Raw genomic sequence first — 18,658 nt, forward strand, 5'->3', positions numbered from 1 at the left:
AAAATAGCCGTTATAACGCCTTGCTGAAAAACGAATTTGTGTTTGGACCCCAGTGATAAAAATGGTAGATTAGTGCGCTATTTTGACGCTGATTCTCAGCTCATCCATACGAAACGTTTCATTTTATGAAAACATTAATACAGCTTGCATTCGGATTGATTGGCATCGGCCTGCTTACGGGATGTGGTAATGAAGTTGACCACACGGAAATCCGTAAGAGCGGTTTTGTTTTCTGTGGCCAGAGTAATCTGAAAACTTTTAACCCTCAGCTGATTGATAGCGGGATTACTGCAGACGCATTGAGTCCGCAAATTTACGATACCCTGCTCACGTTGGATCCCACCACACATCAACCGATAGCGAGTATTGCCCAAGATTGGCAGGTGAATAAATCTGGCACCGAATACATTTTTAATTTGCGCACTGATGTCGCGTTTCAAAATACGGCTTGGTTTACCCCAACGCGCAACCTCAACGCGCAAGATGTAGTGTTCAGTTTTCGCCGTATCATTGACCCAACACACCCCTACCATCTGGTTGGCGGTGGCAGTTATCCTTGGTTTACGGGAATCGATCTAGCGAACTTATTAACCGATGTGGTTGCCCTTTCCGATCATCAGGTAAAATTCATTCTTAGCCGTCCTAACTTTGCTTTTTTATCGAATCTCGCCACCAGCCACGCGGTGATCCTTTCCGCCGAGTATGGCCATCAGTTGGCACAACAAGACAGCAAAGAGAAATTGGATCTCTACCCTGTGGGTAGCGGCCCTTTTGCGCTCGAAGAGTACCAAATCAACGATCTGGTTCGTCTGCGCCGCCATGAGCATTACTGGCGAGGGCCAGTTAAGATGGAGCAAGTGGTGTTCGATATTTCTCAGCGCGGAACAGGCACTTTAGCGAAATTGCTGCGTAACGAATGCGATGTGCTTAGCTCGCCGATCTCAAGCCAGATCCCCGTGATTGAAAAGCACCCCAGCATGGTTCTAACGGCAACACCTGCAATGAACGTTGCGTTTATAGCCATCAATACCAGCCATCAAGCGCTACAAGATGTCCGCGTTAGACAGGCGCTCAACTTAGCCATCAATCGACAAAATATCCTTGATTCTGTCTACTATGGCACAGGGACACTCGCTTACACCTTGCTGCCACCAAGTTCTTGGGCTTACCAAAAAGATAGCGTCAAAATCCGTTTTGACCGTAACTACGCCTTAGCCCTGCTGCGTGAGGCGGGCTATGAGAGCGGATTAACGCTATCTATGTGGGTCCCATCTGAGCCAAGTGCCTACAATCCGAGCCCACGCAAAACCGCAGAACTGATTCAAGCCAATTTGGCCGATATTGGGATTCAACTCAATCTGCTTTATGAAGAGCGTTTCGAGCGAGTATTGCCAGACGAAACGGCCGCGGATCTGATTCTCACTGGCTGGGTCGCTGACACAGGCGATCCGGATAACTTTCTGCGCCCACTGCTGTCGTGTAATTCAGAGCTTGCTGGCATTAACGTGGCGATGTGGTGCAACAGTGACTTCGATTTTCTGCTCGATCTGGCGCTTGAAACCGAAAAAAATCGTTATCGTTTAAACTTATATCGCCAAGCACAGAACATCCTCAATGAAGAGTTTCCTGTCATTCCATTGGCACACGGTGTGCAATTTCGCGCCCACGACAAATCCCTGGTTGGTTTTAAATCCAGCCCGTTTAACTCACAACCTTTCGACAGTGTGGAGAGAACCTATTAATGTTTTGGTACACGGTTCGACGACTGAATCTGTTTGTCATTACGCTGACGATTCTGACCATCGCTGGCTTTTCCATTCTGCGTCTAGAGCCTGATTCCGTCTGGGCGAGAGCGGATTTTTGGCAAGGTTGGCAGCTTTATCTCAGCGAATTAACTCAGCTTAATTTTGGCGTGAGTAAGAATGGCAACCAAATCTTTGATGAGCTGGCAGTGGTGTTTCCCGCGACACTGGAGTTGTGTATTCTGGCCTTTCTACTGGCGCTATTTATCGGTATTCCGTTTGGCACGATTGCGGGTATGAAGCAAGGAAAATGGGTCGACACCACCATCTCATTCATCTCCATGTCAGGATACTCTGCGCCGCTTTTCTGGGTCGCCCTGCTAATGTTGATGGTTTTTTCGTTGCACTTTGAACTCTTCCCCGTGTCGGGCCGCTATGACTTGCTCTACGAAATTCCACATGTCACCGGTTTCGCTATTGTTGATGCGTTTTTGGCTCAAGGACCTTACAAAGCGCATGCACTGCAAAGTGTACTTGAGCATTTAGTGCTCCCTTGCTTGGTACTGGCACTCGCGCCAACCACACAGGTGATTGGCCTGATGCGTGCTTCTGTGGCCGATGTCATGAGCCAGAATTACATTCGTGCTGCGCGAATCAAAGGTTTGACCACCAGGCAGATTGTCACCCAACACGTAATGCGCAATGCCATACCGCCAATTATCCCCAAAGTGGGCGTACAGCTTTCCAGTATGCTGACGCTGGTTATCATTACCGAGTCGATTTTTAACTGGCCTGGAGTAGGAAGATGGCTGCTTGATGCCCTCTCCAACCGAGATTATGTCTCCATTCAGGCAGGCGTTATGGTAGTGGCTACGTTGGTTCTGACGGCGAACATTCTGTCCGATCTGATTGGCGCGATGATAAACCCTCTGGTAAGGAAGGAATGGTATGCTAACCGATAGCGTCTACCAGGAAGAGCATATTCCAACGCAATTCGAGCGTTTCTGGCGTAGTTTCCGCAGTAATAATCTTGCGATGTTTGGTTTATGGTGTTTGGCGCTGATCACGCTCGTCACGCTGTTTGCGCCGCTGCTCGCGCCTTACGATCCACAAGCGCAAACCAGCCAGCTTTTGCATCCGCCGTCATGGAACCCGGCAGGCACTGTGGATTATTTTCTCGGCACCGATGACCTTGGCCGCGATATTTTGTCGCGTTTGATCATGGGCACTCAACCGACCTTCGGCGCTGCCGTCATCGTCACTGCTATCGCCGCTTTGATTGGCTGCGCCATCGGCATTTTGGCTGGCATGACCAAAGGCCTATTGTCGAGTACCTTAAACCATTTGCTCGACACCATTATGTCCATCCCTTCGCTCCTTTTGGCGATCATCTTTGTGGCGTTTTTCGGCGTTGGCGAGATGACAGTGCTGCTCGCGGTGTGTTTAGCGCTTATCCCGCGTTTTATTCGCTCGGTTTACATAGCGGTGCACACAGAAGTAGAGAAAGACTACATTATGGCCGCGCGGCTTGATGGAGCAAATGACTTCTATTTGCTGTGGAACTCAATTTTGCCGAATGTGCTGACGGTTATCGCCGCTGAGCTGACCTTGGCGCTCTCGGTGGCAATTCTCGATATCACCGCACTCGGTTTTCTTGGCCTTGGTGCACAAGCGCCCAGCACCGAATGGGGCGCAATCATTGGTGATTCGGTTGAACTGATTTATTTGGCGCCGTGGACGGTGACCCTGCCGGGATTATCGATCATGTTTACTGTGGTGGTGATCAACTTGGTCGGCGAAGGCGTGCGCCGCGCGCTCAATGCGGGGATTGAATAATGCCGCTGTTAGATATTCGTCATTTGACAATAGAAATCGAAACCCCTCAAGGCTTGGTCAAAGCGGTTGACCGAATGAGTTTAACCTTGAATGAAGGGGAAATTCGTGGCTTGGTGGGCGAATCTGGCTCGGGTAAAAGCTTGGTCGCGAAAGCAATTGTCGGCGTGTGTAAGGATAACTGGAAAATAACCGCAGACCGTATGCGACTCGGTAACATTGACTTGCTTCAGCTCACTCCGAGCGAGCGGCGGCGTGTTATTGCTCGCGATATCGCGATGATCTTTCAAGAACCCTCGACCTGTTTGGACCCTTCTGAAGAGGTTGGCCATCAGCTGATTGAATCGATTCCATCGCGCACTTTCGATGGAAAATGGTGGGAGCGCTTTAAATGGCGCAAAAAACGCGCGATAGCCTTGCTGCACAAAGTGGGTATCAAAGATCACGAGCGCTTGATGAAAAGCTACCCCTATGAGCTAACCGATGGGGAATGTCAGAAAGTGATGATTGCGATGGCCATCGCCACCGCGCCAAAACTGCTTATCGCTGACGAGCCGACCAATGACTTAGATCCGATCACACAAAATCAGATCTTGCGTCTGCTCAGTCGCATGAACCAGCTTAACAACACCACTATTTTGTTGATCGGCCACGATTTAACCAATATTACCCAGTGGGCTAGCCGTATCACTGTGATGTATTGTGGCCAATCGGTCGAATCGGCAGATACCGACAAAATCTTGGAAGGGCCTAAGCATCCGTACACGGACGCCCTGCTTAAAGCTATGCCCGATTTTAACCACTGGATCCCGCACAAACAGAAATTGCAATCCTTGCCCGGCTCCATTCCGCCTCTGCAGCATTTGCCTATAGGCTGTCGACTGGGCCCTCGGTGTCCATACGCGCAGCGCCAATGTGTGGAGATCCCTTACGCAAGACGAATTAAAAATCATAAGTTCAGTTGTCATTTCCCTCTTAATACGGAGAAAGATTCATGAGTGCTCTGCTGGAAGTGGACAATCTGTGCAAAGATTTTGTCACTCGTTCAGGCTTGTTTAGACGCAAAGTTCAGCATGCGGTCAAACCGGTGAGTTTTACCCTAGAAGCAGGGCAAACGATCGGTTTTATCGGTCAAAACGGCTCTGGAAAATCGACTCTGGCTCGCATGCTGGCGGGGATGGTTGAACCCACCTCAGGCGAGATCCGCGTCAATGGTGAAAGACTGGAACACAAAGATTACGCCACGCGCTGCAAGCTGATCCGGATGATATTCCAAGATCCTAACACCTCGCTCAATCCGAGCATTCAGATTGGGCGAATTTTGGAAGGTCCGCTGAAACGAAATACCAACATGCCACCAGAAGCGCGTCTCAAACGTGTCAAAGACACTTTACTGCGTGTTGGCTTGCTGCCTGAACATGCCTACTTTTACCCGCAGATGCTGGCCACCGGGCAAAAGCAGCGTGTTTGTTTGGCCAGAGCGCTTATTCTGCAACCCTCGGTTATTGTCGCCGATGAAGCACTCAACGGTTTGGATATGGCCATGCGTTCGCAGATCATCAACCTCTTTCTTGAACTTCAAGAGGAAATGGGCGTGTCGTTTGTCTATGTATCGCAACACATAGGTATCATCAAACACATTACGGACAAAGTGATGGTGATGCATGATGGCGATGTAGTCGAGTCTGGTGAGACACAACTGGTCCTTGGCGATCCTCAACACCCGATCACACAACGCTTGGTTGAAAACCATTTCTACAAAGCGCCCGTTCATTATTGATCTCGGCAGAAATAACATTGGGCGATTGAGAAGATCACGCATTGGAGTCACTAATGAATCTCAAGATGAAGTCGCTGTGGAAAGGATTTCTTGCGCTGCTTTTCTCTCCCGCCCTGTACTCTGCCCCAAATATCGAGACTTGGCTTGACCCGGCGTATATCGAAAATGCCTTTATTCAAGTGGCGTTGCGTGACGAATACAGCCCAGGCGAAAAGCCCATCCGCAAATGGCAAGATCCCATCTCTATTTTTGTTGAGCATCAAGTTGGTGACCAAGCGCTGCACAATCAACTGCTACAAATGCACATCGCCCATTTAGCACAACTCACGGGATTGACGATTGAAGTCACCAATAGCCGACAAAAAGCCAACGTGGTTTGGGTGTTCACTCAAGAAGCAAACTATCAACAAGTGGTGAGTCAATGGATAGGCAAAGCGTCTGACGAAGAGCTCGCCAGCGCCATTTGTAAAGCAGGCTTCAAGCAAAAAAATGGCGCGATCTATTCTGGCGCTGTGGTGATCCCGGTCGATAAGGCGCGAGAATATGGCAAGTTGGTCGCCTGCGTGGTGGAAGAGATTACCCAAGTGCTTGGCTTACCGAATGATTCTGATGAGGCCTATCCTTCGATATTTAATGACCACTCACCGGAAGAGCTGCTGTCACCGCTGGATGTGGTATTGATTACCCTGCTCTATCATCCAGAAATTAAAGCAGGCATGTCAGAAAGCGAAGTCAAACCCGTCATTGAGCGGGTTTTACGTCAGTTCGAGCACGATGGTACCTTGAAAAACGCGGTTAAAACGGCCAAGAGTGCGGAGCTTTTTGCGCTAGTAGGTTACTGATTGGGCGAAAAATACTGCTTGAAATAAAAACGGCGCTCACATGCGCCGTTTCTATACTTATCACTTTTCTGTCAGCCAGCTTATTTGCGAGCGGCCTGTTTTTTCAGCTCAAAATCGAACTCGTCAGGGAACAGAATCACCCCTTCTTCGTTGATACTAGGAAAAACTGCGACCGACAGTTGGTCTTCTTCCAAACCTTGCGTCCAACGGCTGTGCCATTTATTGAGCGAAATAGACTCCGCCTGGCACTCTTGCCAATCGCCGGTTGCCCACTCTTCGGCAAATTCTTTGTTTGGCCAGACTGGCACGCACTCGTCTTCGTCACTGTTGAGCATCACACAGCCATGCTCATCGGTGAGGATCCACACTTGGCGCTGGGCAACAATCTCTTTAATGCAGTAACGCAGGCGCTGCTCTTGGTCGTAGCTGTTGATAGTTCGGATTTGATCTTGAGATAAAGGGGTCGTCATGGCGAATCTCCGCTCGTGCCGTTATGGGTCAAAATTGACCAGTAAAAACGCCCACCTGCGGTCGCAAATGGGCGTTTCCATTATGGGGTAATCCCCATACTTCTACCAGCGCGAGTGCAAACACTCCGCGCTCATCCGCAGGTTAAGCCAGCTCAACTTGCAGCCAAGGCCAGCCTTGTTTTTTACGGCTCAAGGTGTTTTCCATCATCAGCAAACCGTCTTTCTCGTGTTTTGCCAATTTCTCAGCCCATTCACCTTTGTAAATCAAACGTGTCTGCGCAGTTGTGATGTCGGTGAGCATCACGGCTGCAAACGCCAGCGCTTGCTCGTCACAACGACGTTGCAGATCCGCTTCAAGCGCATTAATCATGCCATCAACCTGCTCAAGCGTCGCCAGTTCAACCTGACCAACCACCACATCACGGCCATTAAATGGGTAAGCTTTAAGATCTTTTTCCACCAACTGCGCCGCAGACAATCCTTCAATGTCTGTTTTAGCAATCAGTAGATCTTTGATGAACTTATCAAGATCCGCCACGCCAGCCAATTCTGCCAGCTCCATCACTGCCGCTTTGTCTTTTTCCGTGCAAGTTGGAGAAGCGAAACCAACGGTATCGGAAAGAATGGCAGACATCATCAGTGTTGCCAGCTCACGTGTAATTGGCGCATTTTCCATTTTGAACAGGTTGAACAAAATGGTGCAGGTACAGCCTACAGGCCAGATCCATGCTTCAAGTGGATTGACAGTCATCACGTCGCCCAAACGATGGTGGTCAACAATACCCAAGATTTCTGCTTCGTTGATGTCATCTGGCGCTTGAGCCAAGTCCGTGTAGTCAACCAGCCACACTTTCTCACCTGCAACACTGGTGCGCAGTTCTGGCTGGTCAACGCCAGCGGTTTCAAGAATGTGTTGAGTTTCGCGGTTGATTTCGCCTTGGCGAATCGCTTTCGCTTCAAGGCCACGAGCTTTCAAAAGCTCAGTTGCCACCAAAGCGCCACAAATGCTGTCACTGTCCGGGTTTTTATGACCTACAACTAGAATCATTGTCTTTCCTATCTCAATATTGTTATTCCCGCCACGCTACCGCTCAGCGGGTATGCTCACAAAGCCGCATACTTTACCTGATTTTTTTAGAATGTCATTGGCCGAAAACAAGAAAAGCGCTGTTTCAAACAAAGGGCATGAAATCATTTGAGAATAATTGTCATTTACATATAATGAGAATAATTCCTATTTGTATGTGGTGAGGTGCCTATGGAGATGACGAAATCTGTACAACAATGGACAAATCCATTTTATCTCTCACAGTTTCACTTTGCGTACAAACGTCTGGTGTTACCTGTATTCCTGGTCGCTTTACTGGTGACGCCAAGCACTCAAGCCCTGACGGTTGCCGCCTTATCTGACTCATTTTGGGCTGTCTCTTGTTATGTCGCGCTCACTTTAGTGATTTATCATTACTTGGCGCTTGTGGTGAAAAAAGATAACGCCCTAACCCGTTTGTACCATTATTCTCGGAACTATCAGGTATTGTTTGCCGCCCTGTTAGGCGCGCTACCCGGCTGTGGCGGTGCGATTGTCGTCACCACTCAGTTTGTCAGCGGGCGAATTGGCTTTGGCGCTATTGTTGCCGTATTGACCGCCACTATGGGCGATGCGGCGTTTCTTTTGCTGGCCAGCGAGCCCATCACTGGGTTGGGTGTGGTTGCTCTTGGTGTAGTAGTGGGTACGCTTTCGGGCCTGACGGTAAACTACTTTCATGCCGATGATTTTCTGCGTCCAAACAAACCTGAAAAAGCGGTGTGTGATGTCTCGTGCCAAAAAACGTCTGAAGATCTTACTCAGGTGCAGCAGCATGCGATTAATCTGCAAGGCATGTTCTGGCAATGGATGATTGTACCAGGTGCTGTCGTTGCCCTGCTTGGCTCATTTCAAGTTGATATCAATCAGTGGTTGGGCCTTGGTGAAGAGCGCATTGAATGGCTGGGTGCTGTGTTAGCCATTGTTTGTATGTTGCTTTGGGCGCTCACCAAAGAGTTACAGGATTACCAGTCGACGGTGGCTGAAGATGACAAAAAGGCGGGCTCACACCCAATGCAAAAAGCGGCGCAAGACACCAATTTCGTCAGCGCTTGGGTAATCATGGCTTTTCTCGCCTTTGAGCTGTTCAACCATTTTTCCGGCATCAATCTCACCGAATCGCTGGCAGGTTGGGGATTATGGATGCCGCTGGTTGGTTTAGCGGTTGGTATGCTGCCCGGATGCGGTCCGCAGATTTTGGTCACAAGTTTGTACCTTTCTGGCGCAGTTCCTTTGTCAGCACAATTGGCAAATGCCATTTCTAATGACGGTGATGCGCTCTTCCCTGCGATTGCGATGGCGCCCAAAGCGGCCTTGATTGCGACGATTTACTCGTCTATCCCGGCGTTTTTGGTCGGTTATGGTTATCTGTTTCTGTTTGAGTAAACCACTTTATCGGCCGTGCCCCCCTCTCGCGAGGGGGGCGCTATTCGCTATTTTCGGTGCGTAAAAATCGCTTTGGCGTTTAGCCCCTTGGCCAGCGACAAAATAAACATCTGGCAGGGTTCTTCGCTTAACCGCTCTTGTGTCCAATAGTCATACCAATACACGGGAGTGTCGGCGATCAAGGTGATAGTTTTTTCCTCTTGCCCATGATAATTGAACAAGCAGTGCAGATCGTTGTGCTCTGTGAGTTTCAAAAAAGCGTGATCGAGACTGAGCGCGGTGAATTTCGCCGCTTCCTGATTGTGTTTCTGCCGCACCATCAATTTACTCAGGCTGGACTTGGCAAAAGCGGAGAGCTCCGGCAGTGGATCGCCACTCAGTAGCAAACCACCACTGGCAAGTAGCACGGTGCGATGAAACTCATAGTCTGCGTGACTTGCGCCCTGATTGGAGAGCGAAGTAAACGTGGCGCAATCTGGATCGATTTGCCACAACTTACGATGCTGCCAACTGCGATAGAAAGTCTCTTTGGCGATTTGCTCAAAACGTGCCGCATGCCGTTCAACATCGTCGGACACACGCATAGCATCCACCAGACCAAGCGACGGCCACATTGGCGCATTGCAGCCTAGCAGCCACGCCTCTCCCGCACCTTTGGCGATGGCCTGCATACCAAGTCGATACGCTTCGACCGAGGTGATACCTTGAATATAGCGATGACCTTTGAGCGCTCCCCAATAATTTGCATCCAGCTTAAACAGCTCCACACCCCACTCTTCGCGCATGGTTTTCACCACTTGGGTTAGGTGGTCTTGCACCTCAGGATGTGAGGTATCGAGCAGATACCATGGCGTACAGCGCCAGCCGCCATAGGTGATCTCTTCAGCTTTAAGGAGATGCCCATCGGCATGGCGAACAAACCAGTCGGGATGCTGACGAAACAGCTGTGATTCGGGCTGCGCAATAAAAGGGGCAAGCCAGATGGCGGGCTTTTTACCTTTGGCGCGGATATCGGTAATCACTTGTTTGATGCCTGAGGGGAATTTTGCCGAAGGCGTCAGCCAGTCGCCCATAAACGCCTGATAACCATCATCCAGCAGTACCCACTCGAGATCCGGCAAATAGTCCTCCATCTGCTGCAAATTGGCGTGAATGTCGTGCTCCGTCACGTCAGCATAATAGGCGTACCACGAACACCAGCCGATGGGCGCGGTTTGTGTCACTCCGCGGCGCGCTGGGTGATGTTTACCAATCATCGCCGCGTATTCGGCATAGAGAGACGACAGTGACTCACCAGTGAGAATGGTCAGCGACTCAAGCATATTACTGGTCCAATCGGTGACTTGAGTCTCTTCTCCGTCAAGACACGCCAACAACTGCCACGTGTGGCCGTTTTCGACCAATTCAAAATAGCCAGCAAAACGGTGACAAGAGGTAAAGCCAAACAAGGTGTAACCGTTCGGCTCTTCGACCACGAGAGTATTGTAGTAACGTTTGTTTGCGTGGGCGGGATAGAGGCGATATTGCTCGCTATTGTCGGCACAGCGACCGATATCAACAACATGCTGACGTGTGCCGCCCGTTTGCGCCAACATTTGAAACCCATCGCCATGCAATTGTGCTTCAGCCGGAAAGTTAAACGGCGTTTGTAACAGCACCAAACGCGAACCTACCGTGCGGGCGTGAATGCCTTGATAGCGAAAATGGGCTTGGTTTTGCCCGATACAAACGGCGAGGTCGTCGTCGATAAGTTCGAACTCAATATGGTTGGCTAACGTGTGCATCATGGCTTTCTTCTTTTCTTTCTTCTTAGGTTGATAATTTTATTATCAAACAACACGCCTTCCGCACTGTGTTAGCTGTCTCACGCTTTGTACTGACTGAGCATATTTCAACCATGAGAAAGCGCTAAAAAAATACCAGCCCGAAGGCTGGTAGATAACACGTCAATGCTTAAGCCACTTCTATTGGCCCACCAAATGAGGTCACCGGAGGGACTTTACCCGTGAATTTCTCGAAATCGACAATACAGGTGTTGGCCGAGGTCGCCTGAGCTAGCTCAGACGAGCCAATATCTTGAGTCAGCGTATTTGGGTCGCCATAGGTATCCATCGCCCCCAATTTTTCACTCAGCGGACCGTACCATGCCCCTTCTTCAATTCGAATCACACCGCGCGGATAACTGTCGCTCAAAACGGCCCCAGCCAGCAGTTGACCACGATCGTTAAACACGCGCACTAAATCGCCCTGTTTAATGCCTTTGGCCTTAGCATCCTGCGGGTTGATGTAGACAGGCTCTCGACCTTGCACAGCATACGTGGCACGAAACGCCTCGGATTCACACATTTGCGAGTGCAGACGCTTGTCTGGGTGGCACGACTGCAACCAGAACGGATGTTTGTCCGAGCCCGGGCCACCGTGCGAGCGCTCCGATTTTTCAAACCACATTGGGTGCTCTTGGCAATGCTCATAGCCGTAACGACCAATCTTACGCGACGTGATTTCGATAAAGCCTGATGGTGTGCCAAGCGGGTTAATTTCCGGATCTTGACGGAAGTCGGCATGACGAACCCAAGGTTTGCCTTGACCAAAGTCCAGCACACTCTTTTCCCAGAATTCATCGAACTCTGGCATCTCAAACTTGCCTTGATTGGCTTTCTTACAGTCGTTGTAGAGGCTGCGAATCCAATCCATCTCACTCATACCGCGTGAGTACTCTTCGCTACGACCGAAACGTTCCGTCAGTTCCTTCATGATTTGGAAATCGGGCTTCGACTGGAACAGAGGATCCACCAAACGGTGCATCGCAATCAAGCCGCGGCTTGAGTAAGAGCCGTATACGTCGATGTCGTTGCGCTCCCACTGGGTACACGCGGGCAACACGATGTCGGAGAAGCGACACGTTGCCGTCCAAGCAAAATCAATCGTCACTACGGTTTGTAGCTTCTGGAATGCTTGCTTCATACGGTTGCGATCTTGGTGATGGTGCCATGGGTTGCAGCCGGAAATCACCATCATCTTGAAATCCGGTAACTTCACTTTGCCACCGTTGTAGTTGATCTCTTTACCTGGCTCTAGCAGACAGTCGATCCAACGCGCTACGGGGATAGTACGGCTGTAACCATTGAAGTCATTGTTGTCCCATTTTGGTTTCATGCCAGTATCTAGGTTGCGCGGGAAACCGCCGGGGCCGGCAAAACCCGTCGACGGCACACCGATGCTTGAATAGTGGTGACCGTAAGAGATGCCCCCACCCGGCAGACCAATTTGGCCAATCATCGCCGCCAGAACCGCTGCCGCCCAGTAGGGCTGCTCACCGTGTTCCTGGCGCTGAATACACCAGCCCATCAAGATTTGCGTACGCCCGCCAACCAACATGCGCGCGAACTCGCGGATTTTGTCTGCTTGCACGCCACAGATCTCTGCTGCCCATTCCGGTGTTTTCGCCACTTTGTCTTTGGTTTTACCCTGAACATAATCGATAAACTCAACAAAACCGAGACAGTAGGTTTCGATGAATTTCTTGTCATACAGATTCTCGTTGTATAACACGTGCGCAATCGCCAACATGAATGGGACGTCGGTCATCGGGTTCACGTACAAATGTTCGTTTTGCAGATAACGCTGCGTCTTGTTCTTCACCGGATCGACCGAGATCACCTTGATCTCAGCTTTCGCGACTTTGTCTCTTAGCTGCTCAAGGTAAGCGAACGACTCATGAGTTTCACAGTTCCAACCCACTTGCAGGTTTTTCACCGGATCATTCGCCCACAGAATGATGTTGTCAGCATTTTCTAGAATCTCAGACCAAGAGGTACCTTGCGCGTACACTTCGGTGGAGCCGAGTACATACGGCAAAATCGTTTGACCCGCACCAGTCGAGTAGTCGCCCACTTTGGTAATGTAGTTACCGTGCATGCCAACAGCGCGCTGCATATGCGCCGTACAGTTGTTGAATGACCCCGTTTGGTTCCAACCTGTTTGGCCTGCGTGCAGCGCCCAAGGTCCGTACTCTTTTTGCACCCGTTCAAGTTCGCGATAGAACAGATCTAACGCTTCATCCCAAGTCACACGTACAAAACGGTTATTGCCGCGTGTATCCGCACTGTACTTATGTTTTTTCAGCCAATCTAAGCGCACCATCGGATAGCGAACGCGCGATGGACTGTATATGATGCCTTTAATGCCGTTGAGCATTTCGGTCGGATTTTTGTCCAGCTCAAGCGGTTTGATCTCTTGCACTTTACCCGCATAGATGTGGGCGCGAAATGCGCCCCAGTGAGAGCCAGAGACCTTCCAAGTTCCAGTGGTTTCTACCGCGTGTGCCGAAGCCGATGCTAATAAGCTAGGACCAATAACTGAGGCTGCGCTTGTCGTTGCAACCCCTTTGAGGAAACTTCTTCGCGTAATCGCCATGTAAATTACTCCATCCAAGGCTTATTAGTGATGACCTTCAGCATAATCTGAAGAGTGCTTCTGTAGATATTTGAGGATCAATGCTTCGCTGTCGGTATCGAGGTTGACGAACGCCAACATCCCATCGAACATACTCGGCCAGGTGTTAGCATCAAAATGCGCCTCATCTGGTTGGGTATGACAGACCGAGCAGTTGGTTTTGTACGCTTCGCTCGATTTTTCCCACACAGGGTTGATGTCATTGAGCATGGACTCTTTTTTGAGCCACACTTTCGCCGCTACTTTTTCCCATGGCAGACCCGTGAGCTCATCGATTTTTTCTTCGCCCGTAGTCACCATTTTGTCATCCAGTGAGGCTTCTTTTAATAGCGAGGCCACTGCAATGTTTTTGCCGAAATCCTCTTGGATAACACGGCCAAACCCTTTGGCTTTACGCCAGCCATCGATCTCAACCTCGACATATTCGCCTTTCGCTTGCAAAACTTTAACTGTAGATGCCGGGTTCAGTAGGCCCGCTTCGTTGGTGCCCTGAGCGTCAAAATAGAGTGGCAGATGGCGCACACTCACCAGTGCTTTTCCGACCGAGTAATCTGTATTGGAGGCCATCTGTTCTAAGTCGCCAACGATGCCGCCAATGCTGTCCATACCCGCTGGCAGCTTATGCGCAATGCCTTTGTGACAATCGACGCAGCTCTGATCTTTCTCTGCTGCTTGCTTCATTTGAATGCGCGCAGTCGGCGACATCAGCGAGAAGTCCATCGAGTCATAATCGTGACAATTTTTGCACTCAAGCGATTTGTTGGCCGAGAAACGCTCCCACTCATGCTTAGCCAATTCGATACGGCGAGCTTCAAATACACCGGGTTCATCGTAGTTACCAAAAACCTGTGCAAACACCTCTTTAGACGCTTGCATTTTGCGTGCAATTTTATCCGTCCAGTTGTGCGGAACATGGCAGTCTGGGCAAGTGGCACGAACGCCTGAGTGATTTTTCCAGTGCACCGTCTCTTGCAGTTCTTGATAAACGTTGTCGCGCATCGTATGGCAACTGATGCAAAACTCTTCTGTGTTGGTTGCTTCCAAGGCCGTATTAAAACCGCCCCAGAAGATTACCCCAGCGAGAAAGCCGCCCATAGTCAACACCCCCAAGCTGATATGCATCGCCGGGCGCGACATAGTGCGCCAAATTTTAATGATCATAGATTTCATGGTTTGTTCTCTAAAAACGTGTCGAAGATATGGACTGAGGTTAAGGATTAGCCGTGACCGCCAGGAGGACCGAAAAAGAACACTTGTAGCATCCAGACAATAAATCCATACCCGCCGACAAAAGCGATACTTAACGCAGGAAAGAGAACGACCGTAATGAAGAGAAAGGATTGCCACTCTAGGGAGCGTTTTTCACCACTCTCAATTTTGTTAACATCACTCATACATTTGCCTACTTTGTATTGGTTTGTTTTTCTTACCTCAATCGAATGCGACGAGGTTTTTAACGTCATCTTTAGCAAAATGTTAGACCATTCCATTTGTAGGGTTCAATCAAATCTCGGCTTTCAGCGCCTGTTATTCAACACTTTTTTGAGCTCATCCAGAGATGTGTCTGATTGATATTTCATGTATAAACTTATGAAAAAATGTGACAAATTACTGTGTTTGCAAACTCGTTAAAACGGAAACATTAGTGAAACATTAAAATGCGAAACGTAAGAGAATTTCATGGCAAAAGTAGGGAAGTTCGCCGTTAAGAAACGTGTGCATGTAAAAAACTTGTAGTGCAGATGCTAAATTCCCATATCGCCAAAAAGCGCTCTCGCTGCGAAATATACGTCGGAAATAGACCTATTTTGCACTACAGATGCTTGTCCCATTTCTGCTGGTAAGCCACTTCATTGACGATTAATTACTTTAGCCAACGCATTTTCTACCAAATAACAGAAATGATGCCGTTATCGCCATTTTTCCAACATAAAATCGCAACTAAAACGCCCAGATAAGCAATGATTAACTTGTTATTTTTAGATAAGTTAGCGAATAAAAAGATACACACGCGCTTTGCGACAAGTTATCCACAGAAAATGTGGATAACCTGAATATCTTTCTCGCCATTGCGTTGTCGCTAGGCTCCGCTTGCTGATGTGCAAATCACACTTTTGTAATATCCAGCCACTATCGTTTTAGCAATGGCTTCAATAAGGACATTTGATAATGGAAACTTTTGGCGTGGCAAGCTTGCACCGACACGAAAATGAGTTAGAGGAAGGAGTTTTAGACTGGCTCAAACATGAACCCGAAGAGTTGGTCGAACTCAAGGAGTGGATTGAATTTCAGGCATGACATGCATAAAAAAGGGCAGACTCGCGCCTGCCCTATTGTTTATCAGTCTCTTAGGTAGATTAACCAATACCACATACCGACAAACACACCGCCACCAATGATGTTCCCCAACGTCACTGGCAGTAAGTTATTGATTAAGAAATTGCTCATGGTCAAATCAGCATAGTCAGCGATATTCGCGCCGGTGATTTGCCAGAATTCCGCTGGCGCAAACAGCTTTATGCCGACCGCCATCGGAACCTGAAACATGTTGGCAATACAGTGCTCAAAACCCGCCGAGACAAACATCGCCACAGGTAAAATCATCACCGTGATTTTATCGGTTAGCGTACGACCACTGAAAGTCATCCAAACAGCAATACAAACCAGCACGTTACACATGATGCCAAGCGCTACGGCTTGAAAGAAACCGTGATGCAGTTTGTGTTGGGAAATAGCCATGGCGTTTAGCCCGACTTGTCCGTGGTCAAACATGTACTGTTTGGTGGTCAGCATACAAGCCACCAACCAAATGGCCCCAACCAAGTTGCCCACGTACACGACCATCCAGTTTTTAAACAGCACCCGCCATGAGATTTTTCCGCTTGCTCTTGCCACAAGAGTAAGTACCGAGCTGGTAAAAAGTTCTCCGCCCGTCACCACAACTAAAATCAGGCCCAAACTAAAAGCCAAGCCCCCGACTAAACGCGTCATCCCCCAAGGGAGATCACCAGCGCCGGTTGTGACTGTGGTATAGAAAACAAACGCGATACCAATGTGAATACCCGCAGATATAGCGAGTAAAAAAGATTTCACTGGGTCTTTAGTTGCTTTGCCTTCACCGATTTCAGCCGCTCTTTCAGCAGCCTGAGGTGGCAGTAGCGAATCAAACTGATTGAAGTTCATTGACGAGTTACATTTAGAAACAATTCCGAATGGCGCGGATAATCTCTCCTTTTCCAGACTTTTTCAAGGGGCATTTGGAATGCTTACAAAATTTGTTGCTTTCGTGACGATAAAACAATCGTCCATCACACTCTGTAGATCCCTTTTGTTGTTAAAAAACAAGCTTCAGGGATGCCAAATACAAAAACGCCCTGATAATGAAACCAATATCAGGGCGAAGGATAAGGGGTTGAACACTACTCAGCGACTGTGGTTTCTACCACTTCATCTACTGCTGCCGCTTCCGTTTCTACTACAGGCGTTTCCGCTACAGGTGCTTCTGCTACCGCTGCATCAACACCTTCTACAACATCGGCAGTTTCTGCTTGTGCAGGCGTATCGGCGGCGTTTTTCGCTGGAATAGTTTGGCTCAGCGCTAACTGCTGTTTCAGATTCGCAATCAGCTCTTCAAGGCTCTTGATGTGCGATGCTTCGCGATCAATTTGCGCTTGTAGAGAAGCTTCGCGCTTGCTGGCTTTCTCTAGCGCTTTTTGTTGCTCGCTGCTTTTCGCATTCAGTTCAGCCACTGTGCGTTTTAGGGCTGCCACTTCATCGGCTAAATCCGATGTCTTATCGGCGGCATGCATTCTTTCCACACTGGCTAAAATTTTCTCTGCCTGCTCACGCAACATCACGTTGCGGTAGTCAGAACCATCCACGGCTTTTGAAATCGCTAGCAACTTGTTCTCGATTTCCAATACGGAGCTTTCGAATCGATTACTTTTCACTGAAGCCAATAACTTCACTTGGTGAGTCACTTGCTTAACGTGCTCGATTTCAAACTTCGCATTAAACACAGCTTGCTCGATCGCCGTTTTGTCACGTGGGTTGGTCTGCGCGATATTGGCCGCAATATTCACCACGTTTTCCGCTGTCGCAAAACTCACTGGCGCAACTTCGTTAAAATCTTCTTTCTTCAACGTTTTCAGTTCTTGCTGTAGCGGAAGAATGTAGATTTTCTTAACGACTTTGATTTCAAGTTGTTTAGCGTTGTTGAGGAACTCCACCTGCTTCGCTTGAGCGTCTTGGAGCTCATCGACCACCACATAAGTGAAGAGTTTTTTGTACTGAACCGCCAAGCGATCGTAATCCGCTTTGTAGTAGCTCACCGCGTCGATCTCATCGAGATACTCCATCTGAGCAATCGAATCGGCCAGAATAACGTCTGCTTTTTGTTTTAAGGTTTCTAGAGCGCGATAGTTTTGCTCAACCAATTTAATCTGTTCATCGTACGCTTGCGCATAAGTATCGCTCGAAAAGAGTGAGTAGCTTTTACCCGCAAGTGACGGCTCTTTCTCTATTTCCGCATAGATCTTGCCAGCTTCTTTCCAAGCATTGAGCAGATCACGGTAGTTTTCTGGCGCATAGATATTAAGAGCACTCACCTCTGCCAAAGTCTCAACCCAGTACTTGTGAGACTTTTGCACACCCTTAAATGGCGCACTGGTATCTTGGCTTGCTTGGTTGGTTTCACTCGCCGTCGCGTTCTCTTCTGGAGTGGATTGGCAGCCAACAATCGTCAACAGCATTGAGACCGCCAATGCTAATTTCATCTTTTTCATTGTTTTTCCTTTTCTACGACTCATTGGCTGCTTTTTTGCTTTCTGGTGAAAAAGTATTGCCACACAGACTGGGTCGACAACCACTTACAAAAACGCGTTGACGTTGCAACCAACACACCGCTCATTTCATAAACTTTCCTAAATATAATACAACTGATGGGCAAATAATACGTTGCATTGATTAGACGAATAATAAAACAGCGTTTCTTGTATAAAGGCTTTTTCAGTGCACAAAATGAAGCACAATCTTTCAGGCATTTAACATTTCTTGACCTTATTCAT

General features: G+C 48.8%; 16 protein-coding genes. 8 read left to right on the forward strand and 8 right to left on the reverse strand.

Translation table 11 applies throughout. The features are described from left to right. The first annotated feature begins 125 nt into the window (after positions 1–125). The 6 genes from sapA to EA26_RS15140 are packed head-to-tail and all read left to right on the forward strand — an operon-like array spanning position 126 to position 6,197. On the forward strand, positions 126–1,742 hold the full coding sequence (sapA, locus tag EA26_RS15115; RefSeq protein WP_039429621.1) for an ABC transporter substrate-binding protein SapA: 1,617 nt from the start codon (positions 126–128) through the stop codon (positions 1,740–1,742). Then, a complete protein-coding gene (locus tag EA26_RS15120; protein WP_039429624.1) occupies positions 1,742–2,704 on the forward strand; it encodes an ABC transporter permease in 963 nt (320 codons plus the stop codon). Before sapA ends, EA26_RS15120 begins: the two co-directional genes overlap by 1 nt. Next, entirely contained in the window at positions 2,691–3,578 is an 888-nt protein-coding gene (gene sapC, locus EA26_RS15125) for a putrescine export ABC transporter permease SapC (protein WP_039429625.1), read from the forward strand. Before EA26_RS15120 ends, sapC begins: the two co-directional genes overlap by 14 nt. Then, positions 3,578–4,573, forward strand: a complete 996-nt coding sequence (locus EA26_RS15130; RefSeq protein WP_039429627.1) for a peptide ABC transporter ATP-binding protein — start codon at positions 3,578–3,580, stop codon at positions 4,571–4,573. The genes sapC and EA26_RS15130 overlap by 1 nt, the downstream gene beginning before the upstream one ends. Beyond that, positions 4,570–5,355: a peptide ABC transporter ATP-binding protein gene (locus tag EA26_RS15135; RefSeq protein WP_039429629.1), complete on the forward strand. Its 786-nt coding sequence runs from the start codon at positions 4,570–4,572 to the stop codon at positions 5,353–5,355. The genes EA26_RS15130 and EA26_RS15135 overlap by 4 nt, the downstream gene beginning before the upstream one ends. 53 nt (positions 5,356–5,408) lie before the next feature. Continuing rightward, entirely contained in the window at positions 5,409–6,197 is a 789-nt protein-coding gene (locus EA26_RS15140; RefSeq protein WP_226978262.1) for a DUF2927 domain-containing protein, read from the forward strand. An 80-nt stretch (positions 6,198–6,277) separates the two neighbouring features. Here EA26_RS15140 and EA26_RS15145 read toward each other — a convergent pair whose 3' ends face one another. Both EA26_RS15145 and EA26_RS15150 read right to left on the reverse strand, forming a co-directional pair. Further along, entirely contained in the window at positions 6,278–6,667 is a 390-nt protein-coding gene (locus EA26_RS15145) for a DUF2750 domain-containing protein (protein ID WP_039429631.1), read from the reverse strand. A 142-nt stretch (positions 6,668–6,809) separates the two neighbouring features. Next, on the reverse strand, positions 6,810–7,715 hold the full coding sequence (locus EA26_RS15150; RefSeq protein WP_039429633.1) for a manganese-dependent inorganic pyrophosphatase: 906 nt from the start codon (positions 7,713–7,715) through the stop codon (positions 6,810–6,812). Positions 7,716–7,925: 210 nt separating this feature from the next. On the opposite strand from EA26_RS15150, the gene EA26_RS15155 reads away from it, so the two are divergent. Next, positions 7,926–9,137, forward strand: coding sequence for a putative manganese transporter (locus EA26_RS15155; RefSeq protein ID WP_039429635.1), 1,212 nt, complete (start codon positions 7,926–7,928; stop codon positions 9,135–9,137). A gap of 47 nt (positions 9,138–9,184) precedes the next feature. Here the strand turns inward: EA26_RS15155 and EA26_RS15160 are convergent, their stop codons facing one another. The 4 genes from EA26_RS15160 to torE form a co-directional block, all read right to left on the reverse strand. After that, entirely contained in the window at positions 9,185–10,924 is a 1,740-nt protein-coding gene (locus EA26_RS15160; protein ID WP_039429638.1) for a glycoside hydrolase family 36 protein, read from the reverse strand. A gap of 166 nt (positions 10,925–11,090) precedes the next feature. Next, positions 11,091–13,553, reverse strand: a complete 2,463-nt coding sequence (torA, locus tag EA26_RS15165) for a trimethylamine-N-oxide reductase TorA (protein WP_039429640.1) — start codon at positions 13,551–13,553, stop codon at positions 11,091–11,093. Between the two features lie 24 nt (positions 13,554–13,577). Beyond that, the gene (gene torC, locus EA26_RS15170) at positions 13,578–14,762 is read right to left on the reverse strand and encodes a pentaheme c-type cytochrome TorC (protein ID WP_039429641.1); all 1,185 of its coding nucleotides are present in this window, start codon (positions 14,760–14,762) and stop codon (positions 13,578–13,580) included. Positions 14,763–14,809: 47 nt separating this feature from the next. Beyond that, positions 14,810–14,986, reverse strand: coding sequence for a trimethylamine N-oxide reductase system protein TorE (gene torE / locus EA26_RS15175; RefSeq protein WP_039431579.1), 177 nt, complete (start codon positions 14,984–14,986; stop codon positions 14,810–14,812). A 775-nt stretch (positions 14,987–15,761) separates the two neighbouring features. On the opposite strand from torE, the gene EA26_RS22475 reads away from it, so the two are divergent. Beyond that, on the forward strand, positions 15,762–15,890 hold the full coding sequence (locus EA26_RS22475; RefSeq protein ID WP_264299472.1) for a hypothetical protein: 129 nt from the start codon (positions 15,762–15,764) through the stop codon (positions 15,888–15,890). A gap of 42 nt (positions 15,891–15,932) precedes the next feature. On the opposite strand, the gene focA is transcribed toward EA26_RS22475, so the two are convergent. Together focA and EA26_RS15185 are read right to left on the reverse strand one after the other, a co-directional pair. Further along, positions 15,933–16,775, reverse strand: a complete 843-nt coding sequence (gene focA, locus EA26_RS15180) for a formate transporter FocA (protein WP_039429643.1) — start codon at positions 16,773–16,775, stop codon at positions 15,933–15,935. Between the two features lie 236 nt (positions 16,776–17,011). Beyond that, the gene (locus EA26_RS15185) at positions 17,012–18,376 is read right to left on the reverse strand and encodes a coiled-coil domain-containing protein (protein ID WP_226978261.1); all 1,365 of its coding nucleotides are present in this window, start codon (positions 18,374–18,376) and stop codon (positions 17,012–17,014) included. Between the last annotated feature and the right edge of the window lie 282 nt (positions 18,377–18,658).

Origin of the sequence: Vibrio navarrensis (assembly GCF_000764325.1) — a bacterium.
Lineage (GTDB): Bacteria > Pseudomonadota > Gammaproteobacteria > Enterobacterales > Vibrionaceae > Vibrio > Vibrio navarrensis.